We start from the raw sequence: 14,631 nt of genomic DNA on the forward strand, positions 1-14,631 counted from the left end.
CATCTCTTTACCTACGAAAACACGCTGCAGCCCTGCTCAGGCAACCACTCATAGAACCTGTTCACGATCTTCAAGGCAAAAGCGTTCGATGAGCATGTAGGAGGGGCTTCAGCCCCGAGCTTTATTGGGGCGCAAAGAGCTCGCGGCTAAAGCCGCTCCTACAGGATCGCAGGCGGATTATTTCGCCAAATGACTGCCGAAATCGCCGAAAATGGGCTGAAAAATTATGAAAAAGCTTCCTACAGCTTGGCGATGGACACCTCGGTGGATTTGACGAAGGCGATCACTTCGCTGCCGACCTGCAGTTCCAGCTCGCGCACGGAACGGGTGGTGATCACCGAGGTGACGATGCCGGCAGCGGTCTGCACGTCGATTTCCGACAGTACGTCGCCGATGACGATCTCCTTGATGCTGCCCTTGAACTGGTTACGCACGTTGATGGCTTTGATGGTCATGGTATTTCTCCTCAGGTCGTTTTACATGTAGCCCGGATGCAATCCGGGGAATTCTTCAGCCGCCCCGGATTACATCCGGGCTACGGCCTCACAGCGCCCATCGCAGTTGCGTGGGCAGGGGCGATACGGGGTCGGGCGGCGTCGGCAGCTCCGGCTGCGCCAGCACCCGGTCGAGCACCCGCGCCTCCAGCGCCGCCAGCAGCGGCGAGCCGTGCGGGCGCGGGCGCACCAGCTGCACATCGCGGTCGAGGCCGATCTGGCCGTCCTCGATCAGGATCACCCGATCGGCCACGGCCACCGCCTCGGCGACGTCATGGGTGACCAGCAGCACGGTGAAGCCATGCTGCTGCCACAGGCGCTCGATCAGTTGCTGCATCTCGATCCGCGTCAGCGCATCCAGCGCACCCAGCGGCTCGTCGAGCAGCAGCAGGCGCGGTCGGTGGATCAGCGCCCGGGCCAGGGCCACGCGCTGCTTCTGCCCGCCGGACAGGGCTGCCGGCCATTCACCTGCGCGATCGGCCAGGCCGACCGCGGCCAGCGCTTCCTCGGCCTGCTGGCGCCAGTTGCCGGAAAGGCCCAGGCCGACGTTGTCGATCACCCGCTTCCAGGGCAGCAGACGCGAGTCCTGGAACATCAGGCGGATATCCTCGCGCACCGCGTTGAGCGAACCGCTGCCGGCCAGCAGCTGGCCGCCGCTGGGCTGATCCAGCCCGGCCAGCAGGCGCAGCAGGGTGCTCTTGCCGCAGCCGCTGCGGCCGACCACGGCGACGAACTGGCCGGCCGGGATATGCAGGTCGATGCCCTTGAGCACCTGGCGCTCGCCGAAGGACTTCTCGATATTCTCGATCGCCAGCGGGATGCCCTGGCGGATGCTGTGCAGGGCGGTCATCGGCCACCTGCCTTGGCCTGGTAGGCCGGGTGCCAGCGCAGCCATACGCGCTCCAGCCCCCTGGCCGCAACGTCGGCCAGCTTGCCGAGCAGCGCGTAGAGCAGGATCGCCAGCACCACCACGTCGGTCTGCAGGAACTCGCGGGCATTCATCGCCAGGTAGCCGATGCCGCTGCTGGCGGAGATGGTTTCCGCCACGATCAGGGTGAGCCACATGAAGCCGAGGGCGAAGCGCACGCCGACCAGGATCGACGGCAGCGCGCCGGGCAGAATCACCTGGCGGAACAGCGAGAAGCCGGACAAGCCATAGCTGCGCGCCATCTCCACCAGCGCCGGGTCGACGTTGCGGATGCCGTGGTAGGTGTTGAGGTAGATCGGGAACAGGGTGCCGAGCGCGACCAGGAACACCTTGGCCGCCTCGTCGATGCCGAACCAGAGAATCACCAGCGGGATCAGCGCCAGGTGCGGCACGTTGCGGATCATCTGCACCGAGCTGTCGAGAAAGCGCTCGCCCCATTTCGACAGGCCGGTGACAAAGCCCAGCAGCAGACCGATGCCGCCACCGATGGCGAAACCGATGCCGGCGCGCTGGCCGCTGATCGCCAGGTGCTGCCAGATTTCGCCGGAGGCCAGCAGTTCCCAGCCGGCGGCCAGCACGGCGCTGGGCGCCGGCAGGATGCGGCTGGACAGCCAGCCACTGACCACCGCCAGCTGCCAGGCGGCCAGCAGCCCCAGTGGCAAGGCCCAGGGCGCAGCGCGCAGGGCCAGTTTGTTAAGGGTCGTGTTGCTCATGGTTGCCTCGAAAACCTGTGTAGCGTCTGTATTCCCCGGATTGCATCCGGGCTACAACCCTCTCCCATGAGAGGGATAGCCGGAGTCGATCCGTAGGGAGCGCCATGCGCACCAATGGCAGCGCAGGCAATCGCGGTGCGCACAGCGCACCCTACGGCTCACTCAGTAGCCCGGATGCAATCCGGGGAATTCGTGCGCCTGCCCCCTCTCCCCCAGCCCCTCTCCCGCAAGCGAGAGAGGGGAGCCAAGCCGTGCCACCGAATCACCCGGCAACACCGATCAGCCCCCTCTCCCATTTATGGGAGAGGGTTGGGGAGAGGGCGCTTTTCAACTCGCCGCAGCCGCCTTCGGCAGAATGTCGCTGGAGATCATTTCGCCGAACGGGCTGACATAGCCGCGACTCTCCGGGCGTTGCGGCTGGGCCACGTCCAGGTGCGGGAACAGCAGTTCGGCGACCCGGTACGACTCCTCCAGATGCGGGTAGCCGGAGAAGATGAAGGTGTCGATGCCGAGGTCGGCGTACTCCTTGACCCGCGCCGCCACGGTCGGACCATCGCCGACCAGCGCCGTACCGGCGCCGCCGCGCACCAGGCCGACACCGGCCCAGAGGTTCGGCGACACTTCCAGGTTGTCTTTCTTGCCGCCGTGCAGCGCGGCCATACGCTGCTGGCCGACCGAATCGAAGCGCGCCAGCGACGCCTGGGCGCGGTCGATGGTGTCCTGGTCCAGATGGCTGATCAGGCGATCCGCCGCGGCCCAGGCCTCCTCGTTGGTTTCGCGCACGATCACGTGCAGGCGGATGCCGAAGCGCACTTCACGCCCCTGCTTGGCGGCCTTCTCGCGCACCTGGGCGATCTTCTCGGCCACCGCAGCCGGCGGCTCGCCCCAGGTCAGGTACAGCTCGACCTGCTCGGCGGCCAGGTCCTGCGCCGCGTCGGACGACCCACCGAAATACAGCGGCGGACGCGGCTGCTGGATCGGCGGGTAGAGCAGCTTGGCGCCCTTGACCTGGATGTGCTTGCCGTCGTAGTCGACGGTTTCGCCCTCCAGCACGCGGCGCCAGATGCGGGTGAACTCGACGGAAGCCTCATAACGCTCGGCATGCGACAGGTGCAGGCCGTCGCCGGCCAGCTCGTCCGGGTCGCCACCGGTCACCAGGTTGAACAGCGCGCGGCCGTTGGACAGGCGATCCAGGGTCGCCGCCTGGCGCGCGGCCACGGTCGGCGAAATGATCCCCGGGCGCAGCGCGACGAGAAACTTCAGGTTCTGCGTCACCGGAATCAGCGAAGCCGCCACCAGCCAGGAGTCCTCGCAGGAACGCCCGGTGGGGATCAGCACGCCGCCGTAGCTGAGACGGTCGGCAGCCTGGGCAATCTGCGCCAGGTAGCCGTGGTCGACAGCGCGGGCGCCTTCGGCGGTGCCCAGGTACTTGCCATCGCCATGGGTAGGCAGGAACCAGAAGATGTTGAGGCTCATGGAGTGGTCTCCTTTCACGAAAGCGTTGACGTAGCCCGGATGCAATCCGGGAAATACCGTGTGGCTGCCCCGGATTGCATCCGGGCTACGGTCTTACTGGACCTGCGCGACCTTGGCCGGCGGAGTCCAGATCACATCCTTGATGGTCAGCTGCTTGGGGATCAGCTTCAGCTCGGTGAAGGTGTCGGCGATCTTCTGCTGCGCCGCGACCACCTTCGGGCTGATGAACTGCGCACCGTAACCCTGGCGCTCGACGGCCTGGCGGGTAATCTCCGGGGACAGGCCGATCAGCGGTGCGACCTGGCTGGTGGCTTCGTCGAGGTTGCCCTTGACCCACTCACCGACGCCGCGGATTTCCTCGACCAGCACGCCGATCACCTGCGGGTTCTTCTCGGCATAGGTGCGGGTCGCCAGGTAAAACTGGTGGTTGTCCACCAGACCGCTACCGTCGCGCAGGGTGCGCGCCTGCAGCTGCTTCTCGGCGGCGGACTGGAAGGGGTCCCAGATCACCCAGGCGTCGACGCTGCCACGCTCGAACGCGGCGCGGGCGTCGGCCGGCGGCAGGTACACCGGGGTGATGTCGCCGTACTTGAGGCCGGCGTCCTCCAGGGCGCGCACCAGCAGGTAGTGCACGTTGGAGCCCTTGTTCAGGGCGACCTTCTTGCCCTTGAGTTCGGCCACCGATTTGATCGGCGAGTCCTTGGGTACGAGGATCGCCTCGCCGGTCGGCGCCGGCGGCTCATGCGCAACGTAGAGCAGGTCGGCGCCCGCGGCCTGGGCGAATACCGGCGGGGTTTCACCGGTAACGCCGAAATCCACCGAGCCGACGTTGAGGCCTTCGAGCAGCTGCGGACCGCCCGGGAACTCCGTCCACTTCACGTCAACGCCGTGTTCGGCGAGGCGTTTTTCCAGGGTGCCCTTGGCCTTGAGCAGCACCAGGGTGCCGTATTTCTGATAGCCGATACGCAGTGTCTCGGCCTGAGCTTGAGTGATGGCGCCGAAGGAAATGGCCGCGGCAAACAGGGCGACCAGGCTTCGACGCAAAGTAGTGGTGCGCATGGCGCTCTCCCTTTGCGGTGATGTCTTGGTTGGCTACCTGCTTGCCCGTTGGCGGGCGAGTAAGGCTTTTTGGGGCTTCAGGCTGCGGGCCTCCGGCTCCAGGCGGACAGGCTCTTGCCTGCCGCCTCTAGCCTGCGGCCTGCAGCCGCTTTTCAGATACTCCAGCGGGCGTTCACCAGCCGGTCGTTCAACAGGTTCGGGTCGATCGGCTTAGGCCGTCGCGCCAGGGCTGCGCCCAGTTGTTCCAGTGCCTCGTCGAGGCGTTCGCGCAACTCGCTGTCGATCTGCGCGGGCTTGTCGCCTTCCGGGTAGGCGATCTGCTTGTCCACGGCGAACACGCCGCTGAGCATTTCCTGCGCCTTCAGCGCAGCCAGCACCGGCTTGAGGGCGTAGTCCACCGCCAGCAGGTGCGCCGGGCTGCCACCACTGGCCAGGGGCAGCACCACCTTGTGCGCCAGGGCACGCTCGGGCAGCAGGTCCAGCAGCACTTTCAAGGCGCCGGTGAACGACGCCTTGTACACCGGCGTGCCGACCACCAGGCCATCGGCGCTGGCCACCACGGCCTGCAGCTGCTGCACCGCCGCGCTGTCGAAGCGTGCGTGCAGCAGGTCCTCGGCGGGAAAATCGCGTACCCGCAGCAGGCTCACTTCCACCTGCTGCGCCTCGAGGCGCTGGCGCACATGGTCCAGCAGCACTTCGGTGCGCGAACGCGCCGCAGGGCTGCCGGACAGCAACACGACATGCATGGTGATTCCTTAAACGTACTTGCGATCTCGCGAGCTAGAGCCATACAAGGCAAAACCGGGCGAGGACGCGGAGTTTACGAGCTGTAAATGAGCAGGCCGAGCCCGGTATTAACGCAGTAGGGCCGACGCGCAGCAGATCGCTCCTTAGCGATTCGGTTGCGGCGTCAGGCGCAGATAGGGTTTGACCGCGCGGTAGCCCTTGGGAAAGCGCTGGGCGATCTCGGCTTCGTCCTTGAGCGACGGCGCGATCACCACCTCTTCACCGTCCTGCCAGTTGGCCGGCGTGGCGACCTTGTAGTTGTCGGTCAGCTGCAGCGAGTCGACCACGCGCAGGATCTCGTTGAAATTGCGCCCGGTGCTGGCCGGGTAGGTGATGGTCAGGCGCACCTTCTTGTTCGGGTCGATGACGAACAGCGAACGCACGGTCAGGGTGTCATTGGCGTTCGGGTGTATCAGGTCATAGAGGTCGGACACCTTGCGGTCGGCATCGGCGATGATCGGGAAGTTGACCGCGGTATTCTGCGTCTCGTTGATGTCGTCGATCCATTTCAGGTGCGAATCCACCGGGTCGACCGACAGGGCGATGGCCTTGACGCCGCGCTTGGCGAATTCGTCCTTGAGCTTGGCGGTGAAGCCCAGCTCGGTGGTGCACACCGGCGTGAAGTCGGCCGGATGGGAGAAGAGGATGCCCCAGCTGTCGCCCAGCCACTCGTGGAAACGAATGCGGCCTTCGCTGGAATCCTGTTCGAAGTCAGGGGCGATGTCGCCCAGGCGGATGGTCATGGCAGTGCTCCTTGGCAGTGGCTTGCGTGGTGCTCACTATGCTCAGGAACGAAACGAAACAAAAAGAATAAATAATGATTTATTTATAACCAAAACATCATTCAAGGATGACGGCATGATCAGCCTGCACAGGATTCCCGGCGAGCAAGCGCCACTGGCGCTGTTGCTCGAAGCCGATCCCAGCACCGACGCCATTGCCCGCTATCTGGCGGACGGTCATTGCGTGGTCGCGCGCCTGGACGACGCGGTCGTCGGCGTCTACGTGATCAAGACCCTGAGCGCCGCTACCTGGGAACTGATGAACATCGCCGTGGCGCCCGAACGCCAGGGTCGGGGTATCGGCGCCCTGCTGCTGCACCACGCCATCGACCAGGCCCGGCAACTGGGTGCCAAGCGTCTGGAACTGGGCACCGGCAGCTTCGGCCACCAGCTGACCTTTTACCAGCGCGCCGGCTTTCGCGTGGTAGCAGTCGAGCCGGATTACTTCCTGCAGCACTACCCCGAGCCATTGTTCGAGAATGGCCTGCAGCATCGGGATCGTCTGCGCCTGGTGCTGGAGCTTTAGGCAGGTTCACGCAGGCGATACCCGACCCCCGCCTCGGTGATCAGGTAGCGTGGCGCGGCCGGGTCGTCGCCGAGTTTCTGCCGCAGGTGGCCGACCACCACGCGCAGGTAATGGCTGTCGCCGACATGGCTGGGGCCCCAGATATCACGCAGCAACTGTTGCTGGGTCACCACCCGCCCGAGGTGCTGGGCGAGCAGCGCCAGCACCGCGTATTCCTTGGGCGTCAGGGCGATCTCGGTGCCGTCGAGGCTGACCCGGCGATAGGCCAGGTCGATATTCAGCGCACCACAGGCGATGCTCGCCGGCAGCGCTTCGCGGCCCTGGCCCTGGCGCAGCAGCACGCGCACCCGGGCGAGGAATTCCTGAATGCCGAAGGGTTTGGTCACGTAGTCGTTGGCGCCGCCGTCCAGCGCCAGCACCTTCTCGCCCTCGCTGGCACGCACCGAGAGCACCAGCACCGGCACCTGGCTCCATTCGCGCAGGCCACGCAGCACCTGCTGGCCATCGAGATCGGGCAGGCCGAGGTCGAGCACGACGAGATCGGGGCTATGCAGCGCCGCCTGGGCCAGGCCGTCTTCGCCGTTGGCCGCCTCCAGCACCCGATAGCCCTGGGCGCTGAGGGCGATGCGCAGGAACTTGCGAATCTGCGCTTCGTCGTCGATCAGCAGAATGCTCGGCCCCTGGCTCATCAGTCGTCCTCGGCTTGTGGCTGCGCGGTCAGCGGCAGGTGCAGGGTCAGGCTGGCGCCACGGCCATCGAGGCCATCGCCGACCGTGACGCGACCGCCGTGGGCACCGACCATGCCCTGGCAGATGGCCAGGCCCAGGCCGGTGCCCTGGCCGCCGCGATCGCCCCGCGCTGCGGTGTAGAACATGTCGAAGATCTTCGCCCGTTCCGCCTCGGGAATGCCAGGGCCCTGGTCGGCGACCACGAAGCGCAGCTCCTGCTCATCGTATTCCAGCGCCACGCGCAGGCGCCCGCCGGGCGGCGAGAAGCGCGCGGCGTTCTCCAGCACGTTGATCAGCGCCTGCTCGATCAGCGCCGCATGCACATGCAGCAATGGCGGCTGTGGCGGCAGCAGGCATTCGACCTGCAACGGCGCGAGCACCGCGCGCAGGCGCTGCAGGGCGCTGGCGACGATATCGCTCGGCGCCACCCAGTCGCGCGCCAGCTTGAGCCCGCCATGGCCGAGGCGGGTCATGTCGAGCAGGTTCTGGATATAGCGGTCGAGGCGCTCGGCCTCGTCGCGGGTGCCTTCCAGCAATTCACGGCGATCCGCCTCGGGGATCGCCTCGCCCAGCGCCAGCAGGCTGTCGATGGAGCCGCGCATGGCCGTCAGCGGCGTGCGCAGGTCGTGCGACACCGAAGCCAGCAGCGCGCTGCGCAGCTCCTCGGTCTGCCCGTGCAGGCGCGCCGCCTCCAGCTCCTCGGCCAGTTGCGCGCGAGCCAGGGCCTGTGCCAGCGGTTGGCCAAGGGCAGCGATCAGACGCCGCCGTTCATCGGCCAGCGGCGTGCCCTGCGCGCTCTGCAGACCGATCAGCAGCAGCGGCCCCTCCTCCCCGCACAGCGGCCACCACCACCAGCGGCTGCTGGGCAGGGTATCGGTACCCAGGCCCGCCGCCTGCTCGTGCTGCCAGGCCCAATCGGCAGCGACTCGCTCGGTATCGGCCAGCTCGACGCGCTGGCCACCCTCGTGGCACCACTGCCCGTCCGCACTGCGCGACAGCAGCGTCAGCTGCACGTCCGGCCAGCCACCCAGTTGCTGCTCGGCCACCGCCAGCACGGCCTGGCGATCGGCGGCGACGGTGAGCTTGCGCGACAGCTCCAGCAGCGCCGTGGTTTCGCCCTGCGCCTGGCGCAACGCCTGCACCTGGCGCCGCTGGCGGCTGGCCAGGTTGCCGGTCAACCCGGCCATGAGCAGGAAGAACAGCAGGGTCAGCACATCTTCCTGACGCTGGATGCGCATGGTCAGGGTCGGGGGGATGAACAGGAAGTTGTAGGCCAGGAACGACAGCCCCGCGCAGGCCAGCGCCGGGCCCAGGCTGCTGCGCACCGCCACCAGCAGCACGGCGGCGAGGAACGCCAGGGAGATGTTGGGCAGCTCCAGCACCCGCGCCAGGCCGAGGGAAATCAGCGTGGCGCAGGCGGCAGCCAGCGCGGCCAGCAGGTAGTCGCGCCAGCGCGGCGCGATGCGCACACGCCGACCAGCCGGAGGCTGGGCCCCGGCCGCATCCAGCACGCTCACCTCCAGCCCGGCACCGGCAGCCAGCAGGCGCTCGCCCAGGCCACGGCCGAACCAGCGCCGACGCAGGCGTCGTGTGCTGCTGCCGACCAGGATCAGGCTGGCGCGGCGTTCGCGGGCGTGGTCGAGCAGCGTGCGCGCCACCGAGTCGCCGTGCAGCGTCACCACCTCGCCACCAAGGCGCTCGGCCAGGCGCAGCGCCGCTTGCAGACGCCCGCGCTGCTGCTCGTCCATGGCCCGGCGGCCGTTCACATGCACCACCGACCAGGGCAGATGGCGGCGCTCGGCGACCCGGCAGGCGTGGCGCACCAGACGCTCGGCCTCGCCATCGCCGTCCACCCCCACCAGCAGGCGCCCGAGCACGCTGGGCGCGGCCTGGCCGAGCTGACGGTAGCGCTGGTCGAGGTCGGCATCGACCCGCGCGGCGGCGGTCTGCATGGCCAGCTCGCGCAGCGCCGTGAGGTTGGTCGGTGAGAAGAAGGCGTCGATGGCCGCCCGCGCCTGCTCGGGCATGTACACCTTGCCGTCGCGCAGGCGCTCGAGCAGCTCGCGCGGCGGCAGGTCGACCAGCTGAATCTCGTCGGCTTCCTGCAGCACCCAGTCCGGCACCGTCTCGCGCACCTGCACGCCGGTGATATCGCGGACGCGGTCGTTAAGGCTTTCCAGGTGCTGGACGTTGACCGTGGTGTAGACGTCGATGCCGGCGGCGAGCAGTTCCTGCACGTCCTGCCAGCGCTTGGCGTGACGGCTGCCGGGTGCGTTGCTGTGCGCCAGCTCGTCCACCAGCGCCAGCTTGGGCGGGTCGGCCAGCAGGCCGTCGAGATCCATCTCGCTCAGCTCCAGGCCGCGATAGGGCAGGCGCAGCGGCGGCTGTTGCGGCAGGCCCAGCAGCAGCGCCTCGGTTTCGCTGCGGCCGTGGCTTTCCACCACCCCGGCGCGCAACGCCACGCCCTGGCGCAGTTGCGCATGGGCGGCCTGGAGCATGGCGTAGGTCTTGCCCACGCCCGGCGCCGCGCCGAGAAACACCTTGAGCCGGCCACGGCCTTCGCGGGGCAGGTCGGCGAGCAGCGCTTCGGCGCGCAGGCTGTCGTTCATCGAGCACTCGTCACTGGGAGGAAGTGGAGGGATTGTCGATCAGCGCCAGGTTCAGAGCCAGTACATTGACCACCGCCGGGCCGAACAGCGGGCGCTCGGTGTGCGCTTCGATCAGGCGCAGCAGCTCGGCCTCGGCCAGGCCACGGGCCTGGGCGATACGCGGCACCTGCCAGGCCGCCGCCTCGGGCGACAGGTGCGGGTCGAGGCCGCTGCCCGAGGTGGTCGCCAGTTGCATCGGCAGCGGCGCCTGGCCGCTCAGGCCGGTGCTGGCCTGCTCGATGCGCTCGCGCAGCTGCGGATTGCTCGGCGCGAGGTTGCTGGCGGCGCTGGCCACAGTGGCGTAGTCGCCGGCCGAGGGGCGCGGCTGGAACCACTGATCGCCGTCGAAGGCCTGGGCGATCAGGCGGCTACCGCGTACCTGGCCGGCATCGTCACGCACCAGGCTGCCGGCGGCCTGATCGGGGAAGGCCACCTGGGCCACGCCGGTGACGCTCAAGGGATAGGCGACCCCGACCAACAGGGTCATGAAAGCCAAGGTGGCGATGGCGGGGCGAATATGGTTGAGCATGATGAGTCTCCTGATTCAGATTGCCCCGGATTGCATCCGGGCTACGTCGCTTGTCTCCCCTCTCCCGCTTGCGGGAGAGGGGCCGGGGGAGAGGGTCTATCCGGTAATACCGAGTGGCCTGCCCCACCCTCTCCCCAGCCCTCTCCCATGAACGGGAGAGGGAGCAGACCGCGTGTGAACGAAACAACGCGGTTACACCCAGCCCAACCCCACCAGCAGCAGGTCGAGCAGCTTGATGCCGATGAAGGGCGCAACCAGCCCGCCGAGGCCGTAGATCAGCAGGTTGCGCCGCAGCAACTGACCGGCGTCCAGCGCCTGGATGCGCACGCCACGCAGCGCCAGCGGGATCAGCGCGACGATGATCAGGGCGTTGAAGACGATGGCCGAGAGGATCGCGCTCTGCGGGCTGTGCAGCTGCATCAGGTTGAGCGCGCCAAGCTGCGGGTAGATGCCGGCGAACAGCGCCGGGAGGATGGCGAAGTACTTGGCCACGTCGTTGGCCACCGAAAAGGTGGTCAGCGCGCCGCGCGTCACCAGCAGCTCCTTGCCCACCTGCACCACGTCGATCAGCTTGGTCGGGTCGCTGTCCAGATCCACCAGGTTGGCGGCCTCGCGCGCGGCCTGGGTGCCGTCGTTCATGGCCAGCCCGACGTCGGCCTGGGCCAGCGCCGGGGCGTCGTTGGCGCCGTCGCCGCACATGGCCACCAGCTTGCCTTCGGCCTGCTCGGCGCGGATACGCGACAGTTTCTTCTCCGGCGTGGCCTCGGCGATCACATCGTCGACACCGGCCTCGGCAGCGATGGCGGCGGCGGTCAGCGGGTTGTCGCCGGTCACCATCACGGTGCGGATGCCCATGGCGCGCAGCTCGGCGAAGCGCTCGCGGATGCCCGGCTTGACCACGTCCTTGAGGTGGATGGCGCCGAGCAGGCGCCCAGCCCCGGCCACCAGCAGCGGTGTACCACCACTCTGGGCGATCTTCTCCACCTCGCGCGCCAGCGGCGCCGGCAGTTCGTCACGGCCCAGACCGAGGTAGGCCAGCACGGCGTCCACCGCACCCTTGCGATAAGCCACGCCACCCACGTCAGCACCGGACAGGCGCGTCTCGGCGCTGAAGGCGATCAGGGTCATGCCGCTGCGCTCGGGCACCGCCATCGGGTGCAGCGCCGCCAGGTATTCGACAATGGACTTGCCCTCCGGCGTGTCGTCGCCCTGCGAGGCCAGCAACGCCGCCTCGGCCAGTTCCAGCGTGGACACACCTGGCGCCTTGACCATGGCGCTGCAACGGCGGTTGCCGAAGGTGATGGTGCCGGTCTTGTCCAGCAGCAGGGTGTGCACGTCGCCGGCGGCCTCCACGGCGCGGCCGGACTTGGCAATGACGTTGAGGCGCACCAGGCGATCCATGCCGGCGATGCCAATGGCCGAGAGCAGGCCGCCGATGGTGGTCGGGATCAGCGTCACCAGCAGCGCCGCCAGGTATATCAGCGGCAGGTCGCCGTCGGCGAAACGGGCGAACGGCTGCAGCGTGGCCACCACCAGCAGGAAGATCAGGGTCAGGCCGATCAGCAGGATATCCAGCGCCACCTCGTTGGGCGTCTTCTGCCGGCGTGCGCCTTCGACCAAAGCGATCATGCGGTCGAGGGTAGACTCGCCGGGGTTGGCGCTGATCTTCACCAGCAGCCAGTCCGACACCAGCCGGGTGTTACCCGTGACCGCCGAGCGGTCGCCACCGGATTCGCGGATCACCGGCGCGGATTCGCCGGTAATCGCCGCTTCGTTGACTGCCGCGACACCTTCGATCACCTCGCCGTCGCCGGGGATCAGCTCACCGGCCTCGACTCGCACCACGTCGCCCTTGCGCAGACTGCTTGCCGGCACGGACTGGAACTGCGCACCGACCTGCTTGCGCGCCATCAGGCCCTGGCTGCCGGACTTGAGGCTGTCGGCGCGGGCCTTGCCACGGCCCTCGGCCAGGGCCTCGGCGAAGTTGGCGAAGAGCACGGTGAACCACAGCCACAGGGCGATCTGCACGCCCAGGGCAGTGCTTACTGCTGGGTTGGGGACGAAGCACAGCACGCTGGTGACCAGCGCCGTCAGCTCCACCACCAGCATCACTGGCGAGCGCAGCAGCTGGCGGGGGTCGAGCTTGACGAAGGCCTGCTTGAGGGCCGGGCGCCACAGCGCAGCGATGCCGGTCTGCGGCTGGCTGCTGGACGATTGGGCGCTGCGTTGCGCCGTTACGGGGGCATTCATCACGGTTTCTCCTTCAGAACGCCAGGTGTTCGGCCAGCGGGCCCAGGGCCAGCGCCGGCATGAAGGTCAGGCCACCCACCAGGAGGATGGTCAGGGTCAGCAGCACGACGAACAGCGGCCCATGGGTGGGGAAGCTGTTCTGCCCCTGCGGCGCGGCGCGCTTGGCCGCCAGGCTGCCGGCAATCGCCAGCACCGGCAGGATGTAGCCGAAGCGCCCGAGCAGCATGGCCAGGCCGAGCATCAGATCGTGGTAGGGGGTATCGGCGCCGAAGCCGGCGAAGGCCGAGCCGTTGTTGCCGGTGGCCGAACCGTAGGCATACAGCGCCTGGCTGAAGCCATGCGGGCCGGGGTTGCCGATGGACGCCGCCGGGCCGGCGAAACTCACCGCCAGGGCGCCGAACACCAGCACGCCGAGCGGCATCACCAGCAGCGTGGCGACCATCAGGCGCACCTCGCGCGCCTCCAGCTTCTTGCCCAGGTAGGCCGGGGTGCGGCCGATCATCAGGCCGGCGAGGAATACCGCGATCAGCACGAACAGCAGCATGCCGTAGAGGCCGGCGCCGACGCCGCCGAAGACGATCTCGCCGAGCAGCATGTTGACCAGCGGCACCAGGCCGCCGAGGGCGCTGAAGCTGTCGTGCATGGCGTTCACCGAGCCGTTGGACGCCGCCGTGGTGGTGGTCGCCCAAAGCGCCGAAGCGAAGCTGCCGAAGCGCGCCTCCTTGCCCTCCAGCGAACCGACCTGCTCGATGGGCAGCCCGGCCAGCGCCGGGTTCGGCTGCAGCTCCGCCCAGGCGCACACGCCCAGGCCGATGACGAACAACAGCAGCATGCTGGCCAGGATCGCCCGGCTCTGGCGCAGGTCACGCACGTAGTGGCCGAAGGTGAACACCAGCGCCGCCGGGATCAGCAGGATCGACGCCAGCTCCAGCAGGTTGCTCAGCGCCGTGGGGTTCTCGAACGGATGCGCCGAGTTGACGCCGAAAAAGCCGCCGCCGTTGGTGCCCAGTTGCTTGATGGCGATCTGGCTGGCCGCCGGCCCCATCGGCAGGCTCTGCTCGCTGCCCTGCAGGGTGGTGGCCGACACGTAATCGCTGAAATTCTGCGGCACGCCCTGCCACACCAGCAGTACGGCCAGCACCAGGCACAGCGGCAACAGGCCGTAGAGCACGGCGCGGATGATATCGACCCAGAAGTTGCCCAGGCGGTCGCTGGACTGCCGCGCCAGGCCCCGGCACAGCACCACCAGCACCGCCAGGCCCACCGCCGGGCTGACGAAGTTCTGCACGCCAAGGCCGATCATCTGGCTGAAGTAGCTGAGCTGCGCCTCGCCGCTGTAGGCCTGCCAGTTGGTGTTGGTGACGAAGCTCACCGCCGTATTGAACGCCAGCGGCAAGCTCATCCCCGCCACCTGCTGCGGGTTGAGCGGCAAGGCGCCCTGCAGCAGCAGAATGCTCATCAGCGCCAGCAGGCAGACCAGGGTGAAGGCCAGCAGCGCCAGGGCGTAGCCGCGCCAGCTTTGCTCCTGCTCCGGGTCGACGCCGGCCACGCGGTAGCACAGCCGCTCCAGCGGCTGCAGCACAGGGCTGAGCCAGGTGCGCTGGCCCTCCATCACGCGATAGAAGTAGCGCCCGAGAAAGGGTGCCGGTGCCAGCACCAGCAGGGAAAAGGCCGCCAGCAGCAGCCAGTCGTAGTCGTGCATGGCCGCCTCC

13 protein-coding genes are annotated in these 14,631 nt (G+C 67.9%); 1 reads left to right on the forward strand and 12 read right to left on the reverse strand.

Annotated features, from left to right (window positions below; all coding sequences use genetic code 11):
* Positions 1–239 precede the first annotated feature (239 nt).
* From BLS61_RS08135 to BLS61_RS08165, 7 genes are all read right to left on the reverse strand, one after another.
* A complete protein-coding gene (locus tag BLS61_RS08135; protein WP_003242436.1) occupies positions 240–455 on the reverse strand; it encodes a TOBE domain-containing protein in 216 nt (71 codons plus the stop codon).
* An 88-nt stretch (positions 456–543) separates the two neighbouring features.
* Positions 544–1,344 (reverse strand): aliphatic sulfonates ABC transporter ATP-binding protein, encoded by an 801-nt coding sequence (ssuB, locus tag BLS61_RS08140; RefSeq protein WP_090429685.1) that lies wholly within the window; start codon positions 1,342–1,344, stop codon positions 544–546.
* A complete protein-coding gene (ssuC, locus tag BLS61_RS08145) occupies positions 1,341–2,135 on the reverse strand; it encodes an aliphatic sulfonate ABC transporter permease SsuC (protein ID WP_090429687.1) in 795 nt (264 codons plus the stop codon). The genes ssuB and ssuC overlap by 4 nt, the downstream gene beginning before the upstream one ends.
* A gap of 327 nt (positions 2,136–2,462) precedes the next feature.
* Positions 2,463–3,611, reverse strand: coding sequence for an FMNH2-dependent alkanesulfonate monooxygenase (ssuD, locus tag BLS61_RS08150; RefSeq protein ID WP_090429689.1), 1,149 nt, complete (start codon positions 3,609–3,611; stop codon positions 2,463–2,465).
* Between the two features lie 93 nt (positions 3,612–3,704).
* A complete protein-coding gene (locus tag BLS61_RS08155; RefSeq protein WP_090429691.1) occupies positions 3,705–4,670 on the reverse strand; it encodes a sulfonate ABC transporter substrate-binding protein in 966 nt (321 codons plus the stop codon).
* A 152-nt stretch (positions 4,671–4,822) separates the two neighbouring features.
* Positions 4,823–5,416, reverse strand: coding sequence for an NADPH-dependent FMN reductase (gene ssuE / locus BLS61_RS08160; RefSeq protein ID WP_090429693.1), 594 nt, complete (start codon positions 5,414–5,416; stop codon positions 4,823–4,825).
* Positions 5,417–5,560: 144 nt separating this feature from the next.
* Entirely contained in the window at positions 5,561–6,199 is a 639-nt protein-coding gene (locus BLS61_RS08165) for a peroxiredoxin (protein ID WP_090429695.1), read from the reverse strand.
* Between the two features lie 115 nt (positions 6,200–6,314).
* Between BLS61_RS08165 and BLS61_RS08170 the strand changes: the two genes are divergently transcribed.
* A complete protein-coding gene (locus BLS61_RS08170) occupies positions 6,315–6,764 on the forward strand; it encodes a GNAT family N-acetyltransferase (RefSeq protein ID WP_090429697.1) in 450 nt (149 codons plus the stop codon).
* Here BLS61_RS08170 and BLS61_RS08175 read toward each other — a convergent pair.
* The 5 genes from BLS61_RS08175 to kdpA form a co-directional block, all read right to left on the reverse strand.
* Entirely contained in the window at positions 6,761–7,453 is a 693-nt protein-coding gene (locus BLS61_RS08175) for a response regulator (protein WP_090429699.1), read from the reverse strand. The genes BLS61_RS08170 and BLS61_RS08175 overlap by 4 nt on opposite strands.
* Entirely contained in the window at positions 7,453–10,101 is a 2,649-nt protein-coding gene (locus BLS61_RS08180; RefSeq protein ID WP_090429701.1) for a sensor histidine kinase, read from the reverse strand. Before BLS61_RS08180 ends, BLS61_RS08175 begins: the two co-directional genes overlap by 1 nt.
* A gap of 10 nt (positions 10,102–10,111) precedes the next feature.
* Positions 10,112–10,669: a potassium-transporting ATPase subunit KdpC gene (gene kdpC / locus BLS61_RS08185; RefSeq protein ID WP_090429703.1), complete on the reverse strand. Its 558-nt coding sequence runs from the start codon at positions 10,667–10,669 to the stop codon at positions 10,112–10,114.
* A 192-nt stretch (positions 10,670–10,861) separates the two neighbouring features.
* Complete coding sequence (gene kdpB, locus BLS61_RS08190) at positions 10,862–12,919, reverse strand: potassium-transporting ATPase subunit KdpB (protein WP_090429705.1); 2,058 nt, start codon at positions 12,917–12,919, stop codon at positions 10,862–10,864.
* Between the two features lie 13 nt (positions 12,920–12,932).
* Positions 12,933–14,621 carry a potassium-transporting ATPase subunit KdpA gene (gene kdpA / locus BLS61_RS08195; protein ID WP_090429707.1) on the reverse strand — a complete coding sequence of 563 codons (1,689 nt, stop codon included), beginning with the start codon at positions 14,619–14,621 and terminating at the stop codon, positions 12,933–12,935.
* Between the last annotated feature and the right edge of the window lie 10 nt (positions 14,622–14,631).

The organism is Ectopseudomonas guguanensis, assembly GCF_900104265.1.
GTDB classification, from domain to species: Bacteria; Pseudomonadota; Gammaproteobacteria; order Pseudomonadales; family Pseudomonadaceae; genus Aquipseudomonas; species Aquipseudomonas guguanensis.

Bases quoted from the DNA above. Each gene is read 5' to 3' on its own strand.
- BLS61_RS08135 (WP_003242436.1), bottom strand. From the start codon at position 455: ATGACCATCAAAGCCATCAACGTGCGTAACCAGTTCAAGGGCAGCATC.
- ssuB (WP_090429685.1), bottom strand. From the start codon at position 1,344: ATGACCGCCCTGCACAGCATCCGCCAGGGCATCCCGCTGGCGATCGAG.
- ssuC (WP_090429687.1), bottom strand. From the start codon at position 2,135: ATGAGCAACACGACCCTTAACAAACTGGCCCTGCGCGCTGCGCCCTGG.
- ssuD (WP_090429689.1), bottom strand. From the start codon at position 3,611: ATGAGCCTCAACATCTTCTGGTTCCTGCCTACCCATGGCGATGGCAAG.
- BLS61_RS08155 (WP_090429691.1), bottom strand. From the start codon at position 4,670: ATGCGCACCACTACTTTGCGTCGAAGCCTGGTCGCCCTGTTTGCCGCG.
- ssuE (WP_090429693.1), bottom strand. From the start codon at position 5,416: ATGCATGTCGTGTTGCTGTCCGGCAGCCCTGCGGCGCGTTCGCGCACC.
- BLS61_RS08165 (WP_090429695.1), bottom strand. From the start codon at position 6,199: ATGACCATCCGCCTGGGCGACATCGCCCCTGACTTCGAACAGGATTCC.
- BLS61_RS08170 (WP_090429697.1), top strand. From the start codon at position 6,315: ATGATCAGCCTGCACAGGATTCCCGGCGAGCAAGCGCCACTGGCGCTG.
- BLS61_RS08175 (WP_090429699.1), bottom strand. From the start codon at position 7,453: ATGAGCCAGGGGCCGAGCATTCTGCTGATCGACGACGAAGCGCAGATT.
- BLS61_RS08180 (WP_090429701.1), bottom strand. From the start codon at position 10,101: ATGAACGACAGCCTGCGCGCCGAAGCGCTGCTCGCCGACCTGCCCCGC.
- kdpC (WP_090429703.1), bottom strand. From the start codon at position 10,669: ATGCTCAACCATATTCGCCCCGCCATCGCCACCTTGGCTTTCATGACC.
- kdpB (WP_090429705.1), bottom strand. From the start codon at position 12,919: ATGAATGCCCCCGTAACGGCGCAACGCAGCGCCCAATCGTCCAGCAGC.
- kdpA (WP_090429707.1), bottom strand. From the start codon at position 14,621: ATGCACGACTACGACTGGCTGCTGCTGGCGGCCTTTTCCCTGCTGGTG.